Annotated in this window: 14 protein-coding genes; 13 read left to right on the top strand and 1 reads right to left on the bottom strand. The window is 59.4% G+C overall.

The features are described 5' to 3' along the window. Window positions 1-75: 75 nt before the first annotated feature. The 4 genes from IE087_RS20790 to IE087_RS20775 are packed head-to-tail and all read left to right on the top strand — an operon-like array spanning window position 76 to window position 4,510. The gene (locus IE087_RS20790; protein WP_189371321.1) at window positions 76-783 is read left to right on the top strand and encodes a GntR family transcriptional regulator; all 708 of its coding nucleotides are present in this window, start codon (window positions 76-78) and stop codon (window positions 781-783) included. Further along, window positions 780-1,697, top strand: coding sequence for a dihydrodipicolinate synthase family protein (locus tag IE087_RS20785; protein ID WP_229801508.1), 918 nt, complete (start codon window positions 780-782; stop codon window positions 1,695-1,697). The genes IE087_RS20790 and IE087_RS20785 overlap by 4 nt, the downstream gene beginning before the upstream one ends. A gap of 3 nt (window positions 1,698-1,700) precedes the next feature. Next, window positions 1,701-3,188, top strand: coding sequence for an aldehyde dehydrogenase (locus IE087_RS20780; RefSeq protein WP_189371320.1), 1,488 nt, complete (start codon window positions 1,701-1,703; stop codon window positions 3,186-3,188). Next, the gene (locus tag IE087_RS20775; RefSeq protein ID WP_189371319.1) at window positions 3,185-4,510 is read left to right on the top strand and encodes an NAD(P)/FAD-dependent oxidoreductase; all 1,326 of its coding nucleotides are present in this window, start codon (window positions 3,185-3,187) and stop codon (window positions 4,508-4,510) included. Before IE087_RS20780 ends, IE087_RS20775 begins: the two co-directional genes overlap by 4 nt. A gap of 97 nt (window positions 4,511-4,607) precedes the next feature. Here the strand turns inward: IE087_RS20775 and IE087_RS20770 are convergent, their stop codons facing one another. After that, window positions 4,608-6,152, bottom strand: coding sequence for a trimethylamine methyltransferase family protein (locus tag IE087_RS20770; RefSeq protein ID WP_189371318.1), 1,545 nt, complete (start codon window positions 6,150-6,152; stop codon window positions 4,608-4,610). A gap of 335 nt (window positions 6,153-6,487) precedes the next feature. On the opposite strand from IE087_RS20770, the gene IE087_RS20765 reads away from it, so the two are divergent. The 9 genes from IE087_RS20765 to IE087_RS20725 all read left to right on the top strand — a co-directional run bounded on the left by IE087_RS20765 (window position 6,488) and on the right by IE087_RS20725 (window position 15,317). After that, window positions 6,488-7,153, top strand: a complete 666-nt coding sequence (locus tag IE087_RS20765) for a Crp/Fnr family transcriptional regulator (protein ID WP_444545923.1) — start codon at window positions 6,488-6,490, stop codon at window positions 7,151-7,153. 92 nt (window positions 7,154-7,245) lie between these two features. Continuing rightward, window positions 7,246-7,458, top strand: a complete 213-nt coding sequence (locus IE087_RS20760) for a YgaP family membrane protein (RefSeq protein ID WP_189371316.1) — start codon at window positions 7,246-7,248, stop codon at window positions 7,456-7,458. Between the two features lie 4 nt (window positions 7,459-7,462). After that, window positions 7,463-7,894, top strand: a complete 432-nt coding sequence (locus IE087_RS20755; RefSeq protein ID WP_189371315.1) for a YeeE/YedE family protein — start codon at window positions 7,463-7,465, stop codon at window positions 7,892-7,894. A 1-nt stretch (window position 7,895) separates the two neighbouring features. Continuing rightward, the gene (locus IE087_RS20750; RefSeq protein ID WP_189371314.1) at window positions 7,896-8,324 is read left to right on the top strand and encodes a DUF6691 family protein; all 429 of its coding nucleotides are present in this window, start codon (window positions 7,896-7,898) and stop codon (window positions 8,322-8,324) included. 24 nt (window positions 8,325-8,348) lie between these two features. Next, complete coding sequence (locus tag IE087_RS20745; protein WP_189371313.1) at window positions 8,349-9,230, top strand: MBL fold metallo-hydrolase; 882 nt, start codon at window positions 8,349-8,351, stop codon at window positions 9,228-9,230. A 10-nt stretch (window positions 9,231-9,240) separates the two neighbouring features. Next, entirely contained in the window at window positions 9,241-10,920 is a 1,680-nt protein-coding gene (locus IE087_RS20740; RefSeq protein ID WP_189371312.1) for a bifunctional protein tyrosine phosphatase family protein/NAD(P)/FAD-dependent oxidoreductase, read from the top strand. A gap of 94 nt (window positions 10,921-11,014) precedes the next feature. Then, complete coding sequence (locus IE087_RS20735; protein WP_373296544.1) at window positions 11,015-12,751, top strand: SulP family inorganic anion transporter; 1,737 nt, start codon at window positions 11,015-11,017, stop codon at window positions 12,749-12,751. A 250-nt stretch (window positions 12,752-13,001) separates the two neighbouring features. Further along, entirely contained in the window at window positions 13,002-14,303 is a 1,302-nt protein-coding gene (locus tag IE087_RS20730) for an amidohydrolase family protein (RefSeq protein ID WP_189371482.1), read from the top strand. A gap of 30 nt (window positions 14,304-14,333) precedes the next feature. Then, window positions 14,334-15,317, top strand: coding sequence for a BMP family protein (locus tag IE087_RS20725; protein WP_189371311.1), 984 nt, complete (start codon window positions 14,334-14,336; stop codon window positions 15,315-15,317). Window positions 15,318-15,324: the final 7 nt, after the last annotated feature.

Raw genomic sequence — 15,324 nt, 5'->3', positions numbered from 1 at the left:
GGGCAAAGGCGCAGGTTTACCTGCGCCTTACTTTTTGGATTGTCCCCGCGGGGGCAGGTTTTGTATACATATTGTATGCAATCTGAGTCGTCGCCTAAATCCGATGCCTATGACGCGCTTGTCGCCGGTATCTTGACGCTGGACCTGGCGCCCGGTGCCGATCTGGATGAAGCCCGTCTCTGCGCGGAGCACGGCCTGTCCCGCACGCCGATGCGGGAAGTGCTGCGGCAGCTCGCGGGTGAGGGATATGTCACCCTGCGCCAGAACCGGGGCGCGCAGGTGTCGGAGATGTCCCATGCCTCTCTCCGCGCCTTTTTCATCGCAGCCCCCATGATCTATGCAGCCATCCTGCAGCTCGCGGCGGAAAACCGGACACCGGCGCAGGTCGTTGAACTGGCCGAAGCGCAGGACGTTTTTATCCGCGCGCTGCGCAATGGCTCGACGGCGGATCGGGCGCTCGCCAATGACCGCTTTCACCACATCACGGGCGAGATGGCGGACAATCCCTTCCTGTTGCCCAGCTTTAACCGGCTGCTGCTGGATCATGCCCGTATCTCGATGACGTTCTACGCCCCGCGCACGGATGCGGACAAAGACACGATCAAAACGGCCCGCGATCACCACGAACAGATTATCGAGGCCATCGACGCGCGGGACGCCACACGCGCCGGAGAACTGGCGCAGGCGCACTGGGCGCTGTCACGTGACCGGATTGCGCAATTTGTCATGCCCGGCGGCCTTGATCTGCCACTGGGTCCACCCCCACAGGAGGCGCGCCTATGACGCCCATCATGGAGTTCAACGGGATCTATACCCCCGTTGTCACTCCGTTCAACGCGGACTATTCGCCCGACTTCGGAGCCTTGGACGCTGTGCTTGAACGGCTGATCGCGGCGGGCGTGCACGGCCTGATTTCGGGCGGATCAACCGGCGAGAATTATGCCATGACCGTCGCCGAACGGCTGGATGTGGCAGAACGAACGATCAGAACCGTGGCGGGCCGGGTGCCGGTGATCATGGGCACGGGGGCGATGCTGCCAGCCGACAGCATGGCGCTGGCCATGGGCGGCAAGGGCATAGGGGCCAATGCGCTGCTGGTGGCCACGCCGCCCTATGCGGTGCCGACCGAGCGGGAGAACGCGCTGGCCGCCCTTGCCATCGACAAGGCCGTCGATTTGCCCATCATGCTTTACAACTATCCGGGCCGGATGGGTGTGAATATGGGCGAGGAATTCCTTGACCGCGTTGGCAGGTCCCGGAATTTCTGTGCGATCAAGGAAAGTTCGGGTGATATCAATCGGGTACACCTGCTGGCGCGGGATTACCCGCATATCCAGATGTCCTGTGGCATGGACGATCAGGCGCTGGAATTCTTTGCCTGGGGGGCCAAAAGCTGGGTTTGTGGCGGATCGAACTTCCTGCCTGACGAGCATATCGCCTTGTGGCGTGCCTGCGTGGTCGAAGAGAATTTCGACAAGGGCCGCCGCATCATGTCGGCCATGATGCCGCTGATGCGGGTGCTGGAGCAGGGCGGCAAGTTCGTGCAATGCATCAAGTACGGCGTGACGTTCCAGGGCATTGAGACGGGCGCGATCCGACCGCCGCTCAAGGCGCTTAACAAGGATGACAAGCGCGCGCTGGAACAGGTGATCCGCGTGCTGAAGACCACCATCGCGCAGATCGAGGCGGAGGAATAATCCATGCTGACGACAGAAGAATACAAGGCCATAGCTGCAGATCTGAGCCCGGCCACAAGTGCTTTTATCGACGGTGGGTTTCGGCACGCTGCGTCCGGCAAGATGTTTGATAGCGTGAACCCTGCGACGGGGGATGTGATTGCGAAAGTGTCGGCCTGTGGGGCGGAAGATGTGGATTTTGCGGTGCTCAAAGCGCGCGAGGCGTTTGACGATGGCCGCTGGTCGCGATTGCACCCAAGCGACCGCAAGGATGTGTTGATCCGGCTGTGCAAACTGATGACCCGGAACGCTCGCGAACTGGCCGTGTTGGAAAGCGTCGACAGCGGCAAGACGATCTTTGATTGCGAGACGGTGGACGTGCCCGAGGCCATTCACTGCATCAAGTGGCATGCGGAAGCCATCGACAAGATTTACGATTCCGTCGCGCCCGCTTCGGATGATCACATTGCGATGGTGGTGCGCGAGCCTGTGGGCGTTGTCGGGTTGGTTTTGCCGTGGAATTTCCCGCTGCTGATGATGGCGTGGAAGATCGGGCCCGCGCTCGCCTCTGGCTGTTCGGTGGTGTTGAAACCTGCCGAGGAGACCTCGCTGACGGCCTTGCGGTTGGCTGAGCTGGCGATGGAGGCCGGTGTGCCGCGCGGGGTGCTGAACGTGGTCCCCGGGCATGGTCTGGATGTGGGCGAGCCGATTGGACGGCACATGGACATCGACATGGTCAGCTTTACCGGGTCGACCGAAACGGGCATGAAGTTCTTGAGCTATGCAGCTGAATCCAATGCGAAAGAGGTCGTGTTGGAGATGGGAGGCAAGAACCCCTGTGTCGTCATGGACGATGCTGAAAACCTTGACCGTGTGGCGCAGCACATCGTCAACGGCGCGTTCTGGAACATGGGTGAAAACTGTTCCGCCATTTCGCGCCTGATCGTGCACGAGGATGTGCGGGAGGACCTGCTGGCGCGGATCGAGGCCCATATGCGCCATTTGCCGGTGGGCGATCCGTTGGACCCCGAGACGCGGCAAGGGGCGCTGGTGAGTGGTTCGCATTTTGATAAAGTCTGTGGGTATGTGGAAAAGGCTGGGGACATACTTGTGGGTGGCGCTGTGGATAAACCCTTTGTCTCTCCAACCGTTGTCTCAGCTGCGTCGGATAATCCCTTGGCACGGGACGAGATTTTTGGCCCGGTCCTCGCGGTGATCCCGGTTGCGTCCTTTGACGAGGCTATGGCGGTTGCCAACGACACACCCTATGGTTTGTGTGCGTCTCTGTTTACCTCCAACGCCAAGCGTGCCCTGCGCGGGGCCCGGACGTTGCGTGCGGGGACCGTGACCGTCAATGCGTATGGAGAGGGTGACATTGCGACACCGTTCGGGGGCATGAAGATGTCGGGCTTTGGTGGGCGCGACAACGGGGTGCAGGCCCATGATCAATACACCCAGATCAAGACCATCTGGGTGGACCTGTCCGATGATGCAGACGAGGCCGTGGAATGAGATATGCCGCGCGCCGCTTGCCACGGCATCGCGGTCCAGCAGGTTGGGCGGAGATATTGGGGCCGGGGCCATCCTTTCCCCGGCTTGAGACCCAAGTGACGGCGGATGTGGCCGTTGTGGGCGCTGGTTTTGCGGGACTATCGGCGGCGCGGCGCGTGCTGCAGCACTGGCCGCAGGCGCGGGTTGTTGTGTTGGATGCGTGGCGCGTGGCGGATGGCGCGGCGGGGCGCAATTCCGGTTTTATGATTGATCTGCCGCATGATCTTGCGTCCGAAGATTATGCGGGCGCGGGGGATGATCGTACGCTGACGCGGCTGAACCGCGAGGCAATTGATTTTGCCCGCGATGCTGTGGATGAATACGGGATTTCGCCGGACTACTTCGACCCCGTGGGCAAGGTGAATGGGGCCGCGACGGAAGCGGGGGATGCGCATAATCGGAGCTATGCCAAGCATTTGGAAACGTTGGGAGAATCCCATGAGCGGCTGGATGCTGCGGGGATGAAAGAGTTGACCGGTGCGGCGCATTACCGGTCGGGTCTGTACACGCCGGGCACCGTTATGTTGCAGCCTGCGGGCTATGTGCGCGGGCTGGCAGCGGGTCTGGCCCGCAGGGCGGAGGTGTATGACCGCAGTCCGGTGCTGGGCTTTGCGCGCGCGGGGCGGGATTGGGTGTTACGGACGCCCAAGGGGTCGGTCACGGCCGAGCGCGTGATCCTTGCGGTGAATGGGCATTTGGAGAGTTTTGGTGTGGCCGAGGGGCGGCTGGTGCAATTGTTCCTGTTTGCGTCGATGACGGAGGAGCTGGATCCGCAGGTCGTGGGCGGCGCGTCGCGTTGGGGTGTGACGCCATCCGATCCTATGGGCACCACCATGCGTCGGATCGATACGGGACAGGGCGGGCACCGGATTGTCACCCGCAATTGTGCGGTGGTGCGGCCTGGAATGCACCCCACGGACCGCGACATGGGGCGGGCGGCACGCGCCCACGCCCGCGCCTTTGCCGCGAGGTTCCCGCATTTGACCGGTGTGCGTCAGGCTCAGGTGTGGGGCGGGCATTTGTGCCTGTCCCTGAACGGTGTGGCCCATGCACGTGAGATCGAGCAGGGGCTGTTCAGTGCCTGTGTGCAGAACGGATTGGGCACGGCGCGGGGGACGTTGACGGGCATCGCGGCGGCGGATCGGTGCTGTGGTCAACCATCCGAGATTGCGGACTATTTCGAAGCAGAAGCAGAGCCAAAATGCCTGCCTCCGCAACCTATCGCGACCCTTGGAGCGAATGCCTATCTGCGCTGGAAAGAGTGGCGTGCGGGTGATGAATAGTAAAAAATCAATTTTCAGTCACAGATGATCACAGAAAAGATGCAAAAAATGTCACTTTTCGATCTTTTCGAGGATTTGTGCACATTTCATCCCAAAATCAGTAGTCCTGGTTCAACGCGTCTGCCGTCGGTATCTCCCGCTCCCGTCTTGCGATGTAGTCGTGCAGTGCGTCGTCCACGGCTTCGTCCAATCTTGGCTCCTCATAGGTTCCCAAAAGGTTGACGGCGTGCGTCAAAGCGCGTTCCGTTATCTCTTTTGATCCTTCGGCCTGCCACTGCTCGATCGAATTGTTGTCGAAGAGGTTCGGCATGAAAAAGGCCGTCTGAAAGTTCTCTTGCGTGTGGGGGTGGCCCAGATAGTGCCCGCCAGGACCGACATCCGGCACGGCGGCCAGAGCCGCCTCGAAGTCGTGCCATTTCAGACCTTCGGCCATGCGATAGGCCATGGCGCATTGTTCGGCGTCCACGACGAACTTGGCGACCGAGCAATGCATACCCGCTTCGTTCCAGCCCGCGGAATGCCAGATGTAATTGGCCCCGGCATGCATCACGGCGGACAGGGTCGTGGCGCTTTCGTACCCGGCCTGAGCGTCAAAGGTCTTGGCCCCGCCAAGCGTGTTCGAGGTGCGCCAAGGCACGTTGTAATACCGAGCCATCTGGCCGATCATGAAGTTCATCATGGAAATCTCTGGCGTGCCGGCCATCGGCGCGCCAGACTTCATCGACACGGTGGACAGATAGTGACCATAGATCGCGGGCGCCCCGCGCCGGATCACTTGGGTATACGCGAGGGCCGACAGCGCCTCGGCATTCAGTTGCGCAACGGATGCGGCGACCGAGGCCGGGGTATTGGCCCCGCCCAGCACGAAGGGCGAGCACAGAACAGGTTGATTGCGCTTGGAAAATGCCCGCATGGCCCCCAGCATGGTTTCGTCCCAGACAAGGGGTGAGTTGCCGTTGCAATTGCCCGTCGTGACCGGGTGATCCTCCATGAAGTCCTCACCAAAGAGGATCGCGCACATGTCCATCACGTCCTCGGCGTTCTTGGGGCTGGTGGTCATGCCCATGAAAGTCTTGTCCGAGTGTTTCATGGACGAATAAGTGATCCGCAGATGGCGGTGACTGATCGGGTGATCGTAGGGTTCCACGATGTGATGGGCGGACGAATGCAGGCTGGGCATCATGTGGCTGAGCTTGTGAAACATTGCCAGATCGTCGAGCGTGGGGTTGCGCCGCACGTCCTCAAGATCGCGCAGGAACGGCGCGCCGGTCATGGGCACAAAGATGCTGTGCCGTCCGCCAAGGCGTACATTTTTCTGGGGGTCACGGGCGTGATACGTGAAGTCGGACGGGATCGTCGAGATCAGGTCGCGGACAAGGCCCCGGTCAAGATAAACGGTTTCGCCCACAACCTTTGCCCCGGCGGCTGTCCAGTCGGCCAGTGCGATGTCATCGCGGAACACAACGCCCACGTTTTCAAGGATGTCCATGGAAGCGGCATCAATCCGTTCCACCTGTGACCCATTCATAATCTCGCACCACGGCAGCGTGTTTCTGAGGCCGGGCAGCATGGCGACATTGGGTGTGGAACGCAGGGCGCGCCGACTGGCACGGCCGCCGGATCGGATGCGGGTTTGTGACATGGTTTGTTTCTCTCTGGATCTTGTAGAGAGTGAACAGCGCCTTTGCTCCAGACGTCAGCCCGCACACGAACAGACTTGTCTGAGAGCGACGTTTCCAACGCGATCAGAATGTGCGGGGACTGATGAGTGTCAGCTTGTGCACTTCGAACGAATGGATCGGGTCACGCAAGTGAGCGCCAAGTGTGCCCAAGGCCCTGACAAGGGGACATCTTGCGAGACCGTGCCGCGCAAATATATGTTTTGTCGACCTGCCGCGTTGAGGCAGGCATTGGGCTCAGATCTTGTCCTGCGTGTTCTGCCGTTGGTGAGCTTGAAAACCCCAAACTGGATGAGAGTTGATGATCGAGGATTGGACAGAACGATTTCAAGGCACTGCCGCCTTGCCGCGCGCCGTCCGTGATCGGTTGATCAGCGTGGCGCGGATCATTCATCTGGGTGCGGGTGCGCAGGTTTTTGGTCCAACCAATGTGCCGGATAGCCTGTTTTTTTTGTATGATGGCCGCATACGGGTGTCTCAGAGTTCCGAGGCAGGGCGCGAGATTGTTCTTTACCGCGTGGACGCCGGGGAAAGCTGTGTGCTGACGACGGCCTGTATGTTGGCAGAAGAGGCCTATAACGCCGAAGGTATTGCCGAGACCAACATCACTGCCATTGTGCTGCCAAAGCCTGCATTTGATCGGCTTGTTTCCGAGGAAGAAGCCTTTCGGAAGTTTGTGTTTGCGGCGTATTCGCGCCGGTTGATCGACTTGCTGCGCGTTGTCGATGACGTCGCTTTTGGACATATGGATGTGCGTTTGGCTGAACGCCTCTTGGCCTTGGCCGGGGATCACAAGGAAATACCCACGACACACCAGAATCTGGCCAGTGAACTTGGAACCGCGCGTGAAGTGATCAGCCGGATTCTGTCGGATTTTCAGAAGCGCGGCCTGATTGCGCAATCGCGGGGCCGCATTGCGCTTGTTGACAAGGTTGCGTTGCGGAGGATTGCCGAGGCTGGCTGATGGTTCTGTTTTTTCGTTTTGGGTGACAATGTCACTGATGGGCGGAAATCGAAATTGTATCTGTTCTCCAAGTTATCTGAATGGAGAGCATCATGACCACGAATGTCGGAACCATTGACCGCATCCTGCGGACTGCTTTGGGCCTTGGCCTTTTGTACCTTGCATTTCTAAGCGGGCTGCCCGCCTTCGAGGGCGGCGTTGTGAAATACGGCGCAGCCATTGTTGGCGTTGTGATGGTCGTTGTTGCCGCGACCCGCATTTGCCCGATCTATACGATCTTTGGCCTCAAGACCTGCAAGGTTTGAGCGTATGGAAACGGCTTTTACCCCCTTTGCCTCGCTGACGGGTGGCGCGTTTATTGGTCTGGGCGCGGTGTTGCTGATGCTTGGCCTTGGGCGCATTTTTGGTGCCACGGGCATTCTGTCCGGCGCGGTGTTCGCGGAAAGCCGAGACGAGCTGACATGGCGGTTGGCGCTGATCGTGGGCATGGTGCTTGCACCCGGCCTGATCTTTGGTGTGACGGGTGCGATGCCTGCCCTGACGGTGCCGATCAGCCCGACCATGATTGTCATTGGTGGTGTCATTGTCGGCCTTGGCGCGAGCCTGGGGTCCGGCTGCACATCCGGTCACGGGGTGTGCGGGCTGTCGCGCCTGTCAGTTCGTTCTCTGGTCGCCGTGCCGACCTTCATGGTGACTGCCGCGATCACCGTTTTTCTGATCCGTCACGTGTTTGGAGGCTGATATGAAGCATCTTTATGCGCTGTTGACCGGGCTTGTCTTTGGAACAGGCATTGCACTGTCCGGCATGATGGACCCAGCGAAGGTTTTGAACTTTTTTGATGTGGCAGGTGCGTGGGACCCGAGCCTGGCCTTTGTGATGGGCGGCGCGCTGGTCGTGACATTCTTTGGGTATCGGTTGGTTTGGCGCCGTGACACCGCACTGTTCGGGGCGCGCTTTCAGGTGCCGACCTCGACAACCATCGATGCGCGCCTTGTTGGGGGCTCAGCACTGTTTGGTGTCGGGTGGGGCATTGCGGGCTTTTGTCCGGGCGCTGCCATTCCCGCGCTTGGGACGGGCCATTGGGAAGTTGCGTTGTTCCTTGCAGCCGTCACGGTTGGCTTTTTCCTGCGCCGCGTTCTCAGCCCCATGCCTGCTAAGGCCGCCAGTTAACCCCATCTTATCGGAGGATATGACATGACCTATCCCGTCAATATGGACGTCACTCCCGCGGTCCAGGCCTTCTTTGACGAAGCGACCAATACGATCAGCTATATCGTAAAGGACCCCGCATCTGATGCCTGCGCCATTATCGACAGCGTGATGGACATTGATTACGCCGCAGGCCGCATCACCTATGACCACGCGGACGAACTGATCCGTCAAATCAAAACGCAGTGTTTGAAGCTGGAATGGATTATTGAAACCCATGTCCACGCGGATCACCTGAGCGCTGCACCCTATATCCAGGAGCGGTTGGGCGGCAAAATCGGCATCGGATCGAAGATCATGGTGGTGCAGGACACGTTCGGGAAGGTGTTCAACGAAGGCACCGAATTCCAGCGGGACGGGTCGCAGTTTGACGCCCTGTTGGAGGATGGCGATTGCTACCAGGTTGGCAACATGACGGCCTTCGCCATGTATACGCCGGGCCACACGCCCGCATGCATGGTGCATGTGATGGGTGATGCGGCTTTTGTCGGTGACACACTCTTTATGCCCGACGGTGGTTCGGCGCGCGCGGACTTCCCCGGAGGTGATGCCGCCGTGCTGTATGACAGCATCCAGAAGGTGCTTGCCTTGCCGGATGCCATGCGGCTTTTCATGTGCCACGATTACGGGCCGAATGGTCGTGATATCCAGTGGGAAACCACCGTGGGTGAGGAAAAAGCCCACAACATCCATGTGGGCGGCGGCAAGACCAAGGAAGAGTTCGTCAAGTTCCGCACCGAACGCGATGCGCAACTTGCCATGCCAAAGCTCATTCTCCCCTCGTTGCAGGTGAATATGCGCGCAGGCGAAGTGCCAACCGACAAGGATGGCAGGCCCATGCTCAAAGTGCCCGTGAACGGACTGTGAGGGCCTGGTGATGGACATCCGGAAAATCACCGACAAAACCTCGGTTAGCCCGCAAATCACCGCGCAGGACATAGCGGCGATCAAAGATGCCGGGTTTCGCGCCATCATCTGCAATCGCCCGGATGGGGAAGGGGCCGATCAGCCAAGTTTTGAAGAGATCGAAGTCGCCGCCAATGCCGCGGGGATCAAGGCGCGATACGTGCCTGTCCAGACCGGACTGGTGAAGGATGAAGATGTGACCGGGTTCGGCGCGGCGCTCGATGATCTGCCGCGCCCGGTCTTGGCCTATTGCCGCACGGGCACGCGATCTGCCACGCTGTGGTCTTTTTACGAAAGCGCAAAGCGGCCAATGTCCGACATCCTCGCTGCGACCAAGACGGCGGGATACGACATGAACGGTGTCGCCCGGCGCATTGCCAATGGCGGAAAGACACCCACCGACACGGGGGATGCCAAGTACGATGTCGTCATCGTGGGCGGCGGGGCAGGTGGCGTTTCTGTCGCGGCGAGCCTCCAATCACGACAATCCGACCTATCGATTGCCATCATTGATCCGGCAGACATTCACTATTACCAGCCCGGCTGGACAATGGTCGGCGGCGGTATCTTTGAGGCCAGCCAGACGGCAAAAACCATGGGGTCGCTCATTCCGCGCGGGGTCAAATGGATCCAGGCGGGTGTCGCCGCCTTTGAACCGGCGAACAATGCCGTGATCCTTGATGGGTGCCGCGTGGTGAAATACGACCGCCTTGTGGTGTGCCCTGGTCTGAAGTTGGATTGGAATGCCGTGGAAGGGCTGGAAGAAACCCTTGGTCGCAACGGTGTCACGTCCAATTACCGCTATGATCTGGCGCCTTACACATGGCAGCTTGTGCAAGAGCTAAAGGAAGGGCGTGCGCTGTTTACCCAGCCCCCGATGCCCATCAAATGCGCCGGTGCGCCGCAAAAGGCCATGTACCTATCGGGGGATGCGTGGTTCCGTAACGGACGGCTGAAGGACATCGACATCCAGTTCATGAATGCGGGTGGCGTTCTGTTCGGCGTGAAGGATTATGTGCCAGCCTTGCAGAAGTACATCGACAAGTACGATGCCAAGTTGAACTTCTTCCACAACCTCGTTTCGGTTGATGGGGCTGCGCGACAAGCAACATTTGAAGTGGCCAAGCCCGAGACTGAGCCGCAAATAGTCAGGGTCGGTTTTGAAATGATGCATGTCTGTCCGCCCCAAGTCGCCCCCGATTTCATTCGTGTTTCTCCGCTTGCCGATGCGGCGGGGTGGGTCGACGTGGACCAGGTCACACTCCGCCACAAAAGCTTCGACAATATCTGGAGCCTTGGCGATGTCATGAATGCGCCCAATGCCAAAACGGCGGCAGCGGCGCGCAAGCAGGCCCCGACTGTGGCTGAAAACATCGTTGCAGACATTGCAGGTCGGTCGTTTACGGCCGCCTATGACGGCTACGGATCGTGCCCATTGACCGTGGAACGCGGCAAGATCGTTCTGGCCGAGTTTGGCTATGGTGGCGTTTTGAAGCCAAGCTTTCCGACCGCGTTTCTGGACGGCACGAAACCATCCCGCCTGGCATGGTTCCTGAAGGAAAAGATGCTGCCGCCGATTTACTGGAAGGCCATGCTGAAAGGCAAAGAGTGGATGGCCAAACCTGAAAAGCTCGGGGTTTCAGTCGACTAGGCCGTTCGCCGGAACGACTAACCGCTTTCAATAGTTGCGAGGTGAGCCTGCCAGCCACCTGAGCACCTGCCTGCCTCTGATTGAGGAAGCGATGATGATTGATATACTTGGCCGCTACTTGCCCGTTCTTGAATGGGGACGCGCGTATGACCGCAACGCACTGTCGAACGATGTGTTGGCAGCCGTGATCGTGACGATCATGCTGATTCCGCAATCGCTTGCTTATGCGTTGCTTGCTGGTCTCCCGCCCGAAGCGGGCATTTACGCGTCGATTGCCCCGATCCTTCTTTATGCGGTCTTTGGAACCAGTCGCGCGCTGGCCGTGGGGCCGGTGGCTGTGGTTTCGTTGCTCACCGCGGCCGCGATTGGCGAAGTGGCCGAGCAGGGCACGGCGGGATATGTGGCCGCCGCCCTGACGCTGGCGTTTTTGTCTGGCGGTTTCCTTGTTCTGATGGGGGTATTCAGGTTGGGGTTTTTAGCAAATTTCCTCAGCCATCCTGTGATAGCGGGTTTTATCACGGCGTCCGGCATCCTGATTGCCACCAGCCAAGTGAAACACCTTTTGGGCGTTTCGGCCCATGGGCATACATTGCCGGACATGCTTGGGGCGATCTTGGCCCATCTGGATCAGGTGAACTGGATCACATTGGCCATTGGCGGTGCTGCCACCGGTTTTCTGTTCTGGGTGCGAACGCGCCTTAAGCCCACGCTGAAGCGTCTTGGGGTTCCGGACCTGATTGCCGATGTGTTCACCAAAGCCGGGCCCGTCGCAGCGGTCATTGCCACAACGGTTGCGGTGTGGGCCTTTGATCTTGCGGGTCAGGGTGTCAAGATCGTGGGCGCGGTGCCGCAAAGCCTGCCGCCGTTGATCCGGCCCAGCTTTGCGCCTGATCTGGTCAGCGCCTTGCTGATGCCCGCGATCCTGATTTCCATCATCGGTTTTGTTGAATCTGTTTCTGTTGCTCAGACACTGGCGGCCAAGAAACGTCAGCGCATCGACCCGGATCAGGAGCTGATCGGACTTGGCGCGGCGAACTTCGGCGCGGCGTTTACAGGGGGGTATCCGGTGACCGGTGGGTTCGCGCGCTCGGCGGTGAATTTCGATGCCGGGGCGCAAACACCGGCGGCGGGTGCGTTTACGGCAATTGGTCTGGCCTTTGCTGCCGTCGCATTGACTCCGCTGGTGTACTATCTGCCAAACGCAACACTTGCGGCAACGATCATTGTGGCGGTGCTGTCGCTGGTGGATGTGTCGATCCTGAAGAAAACGTGGGCGTATAGCCGTGCGGATTTCACCGCTGTTGCGGCGACTATTCTTCTGACCCTTGGTCTTGGTGTCGAAGTGGGCGTGGCGTCGGGTGTTGCGATCTCTGTGCTTCTTCATCTGTACAAGACATCTCGACCACATGTTGCAGAGGTTGGCCTGGTCCCCGGGACGCAACACTTCCGCAATGTAAAGCGGCACGAGGTTGAAACCGACCCGGCACTTTTGGTCCTGCGTGTGGACGAAAGCCTGTATTTCGTGAACGCGCGGTTTCTCGAAGACCTTGTCCAAAATCGTGTCGCGCAAGGGTGCAAGATCCGCAACGTGGTGCTTATGTTTTCGGCAGTGAACGAGGTGGATTTTTCGGCGCTGGAAAGCTTGGAGACGATCAATCACCGCCTCAGCGATCTGGGCGTAGGTTTGCATCTGTCCGAGGTCAAGGGACCGGTGATGGATCGCTTGCGGCGGTCGCATTTTATAGAGGCGCTCAACGGACAGGTCTTTTTGTCCCAGTTTGATGCCTGGTCCGCTCTCAAGACATCACCGGATGCACAGGCCGCTGAGTAGGCGATGCCGGTGCTGAGGTTCTCCAAACTGTTGAAAAGGTGAGGCTGGACAAAACCGGGCTTGTTGGGGGCTGCGCATACAGTGTCGGTGTGCGGTTTCCCGCGCTCAAGGAACGGGCATCACTGCGCGAACCCTCTGTTCAATTGCCTAAAAAATGACGCTTGGCGTAGCGGTTGGGCATTTTTTTCGAATTTTATAGGTCTTTGTGGGAACTTTATTTACCATATGATCAAAAATAGGGAGTCGAGGGATTCTGGATTTAGTCGTTAAGCAAGCCCGTTTGCCTGACAGAAGCGGGTTGGTGGATATCGGTATCCACAAAGCCAACATCGTGACCATCGCCCCAAACATCGAGGACGAAGCACGCGAGGTTATTGACGCCGCTGGGCGATTGGTCGCGCCGCCGTTTACAGACCCGCATTTCCACATGGATGCGACGCTGAGCTTGGGAATGCCGCGGCTGAACGTCTCTGGCACATTGCTGGAAGGCATTGCGCTGTGGGGGGAATTGAAGCCTCAATTGACGCCCGAGGCCGTCATGGAGCGCGCCTTGCGCTATTGTGACTTGGCGGTTGCCCAGGGCTTGTTGTCGATCCGCACCCATGTCGATGTCTGCGACGACCGATTGACGGCGGTCGAGGCGTTGATCGAAGTGCGCAAACGTGTGGCCCCTTACATTGACCTGCAGCTGGTGGCCTTTCCCCAGGACGGGCTTTATCGGTCAACGACGGCAGAACAGAACCTGTTGCGCGCGCTGGATATGGGCGTGGAGGTTGTGGGCGGAATTCCACACTTCGAACGTACGATGGCTGATGGCGCAAGGTCTGTTACGCGGCTGTGCGAGATCGCGGTTGAACGGGGCCTGATGCTGGATTTGCATTGCGATGAAAGCGACGATCCGATGTCGCGTCACGTAGAGACGCTGGCGGCCGAGACAACACGTCTTGGTCTGGGAGGGCGTGTATCGGCCAGCCATGTCACCGCGATGCATTCTTACGACAATTACTATGCCAGCAAGCTAATCCCGCTGATTGCCGAAAGCGGCATGAACGTGATCCCGAACCCGTTGATTAACATCACGTTGCAGGGCCGGTCCGACACCTATCCGCGCCGGCGGGGTCTGACCCGCGTGCCGGAATTGCGGGCTGCAGGCGTCAATGTGGCCTTTGGGCAGGATTGCACCATGGACCCGTGGTATTCACTTGGTTCGGGTGACATGCTGGAGGTGGCGCATATGGGTGTACACGCCGTGCCAATGACGTCGCGCGAGGCCATGGCATGGGCCTTTACCTCGGTCACGCAAAACGGCGCACGCGCCATGGGCTTGCCGGATCCGACGCTTCGCGAAGGTGGCCCAGCCAACATGGTTCTGCTGCAGGCACGCGATCCGATTGAAGCCGTGCGCCTCAAAGCGACCCGGCTTGCCGTGATCAAACATGGCAAGGTTTTGGCACGCACTGCGCCGCGCATTGCCACACTCGACCTTCCCGGTCGCCCCGACAGGATTGATCCAGCCGATTATGCCCCCGCGGTCGAAGACAAAAACACTTAGAAAACTGCCAGCACGAGAGAGGTACTTCCAATGAAACTCACGACAAACCGTCGCCAGCTTATTGTAGGGGCAGCCGCCACATTGGCGCTGCCCGCCTACATCCGCCGCGCCAATGCTGCGGATGTGACCCGCGTCGCCGGTGTGCACATGTCACCCGTAGAGAACGCGTGGAACAGCCGCATCCATCTGGCGTTTCAGGAAGCGGCGGCTTCGGGGCTGATAGAATATGAATTCTCCGAAGGGGTCGCGCCCACTGACTATCCACGTGCCATGCGCGAATACGCTGAAGGTGGCGCGCAACTGGTCTGGGGTGAAGCCTATGCTGTTGAGCGTGAGGCGCGCGAAGTGGCGGGCGATTATCCCGACACCGCCTTCCTGATGGGGTCGTCCGGTGGACCGGAAGGGGACAATTTCGGTGTCTTTGGAACCCGCAACCACGAAGCGGCCTATTTGGCCGGGATGCTGGCAGGCAAGATGTCTGACTCCAACGTTTTCGGCTCGGTTGGGGGCTATCCGATCCCCGAGGTCAATTTGTTGATCAATGCTTTCCGCATGGGCGTGAGCGAGGTGAACCCCGATGCAACCTTCCTGAATGGGTTCATCGGTGCCTGGTTCGACCCGGCCCGCGCGAAAGAGGCAGCCATGGCCCAGATCGATGCGGGGGCCGACATCCTCTTTGGCGAACGGATCGGGACTGCGGATGCGGCGCAGGAGCGTGGGGTCAAGGCGATTGGCTCGCTCATTGATTACACGCCACGCTATCCGGGGACCGTGTTTGCCAACGCGATCTGGAATTATGGCCCGACCATCGAAGCCATCGTTGAGGACATCAACGCCGGCAATGCGGTGGGACGGGATTACACCGAGTATTCCTTTATGTCGTATGGCGGCAATGAATTGATCTATGTCGCTGATGACGTGCCTGCCGATGCCATTCCGCCCATGGAGGCCAAGCAAGCGGCCATTCAGGCGGGCGAGTGGGACGTTCCGATCAATAATGACGAGCCTGCCTGACGGGTTC

Source organism: Tateyamaria omphalii, from assembly GCF_014651375.1.
In the GTDB taxonomy this organism is placed as follows: Bacteria; Pseudomonadota; Alphaproteobacteria; order Rhodobacterales; family Rhodobacteraceae; genus Tateyamaria; species Tateyamaria omphalii.
The sequence above is the reverse complement of the archived record's forward strand: the minus strand, read 5'-3'. Positions and strand labels throughout refer to the sequence as shown.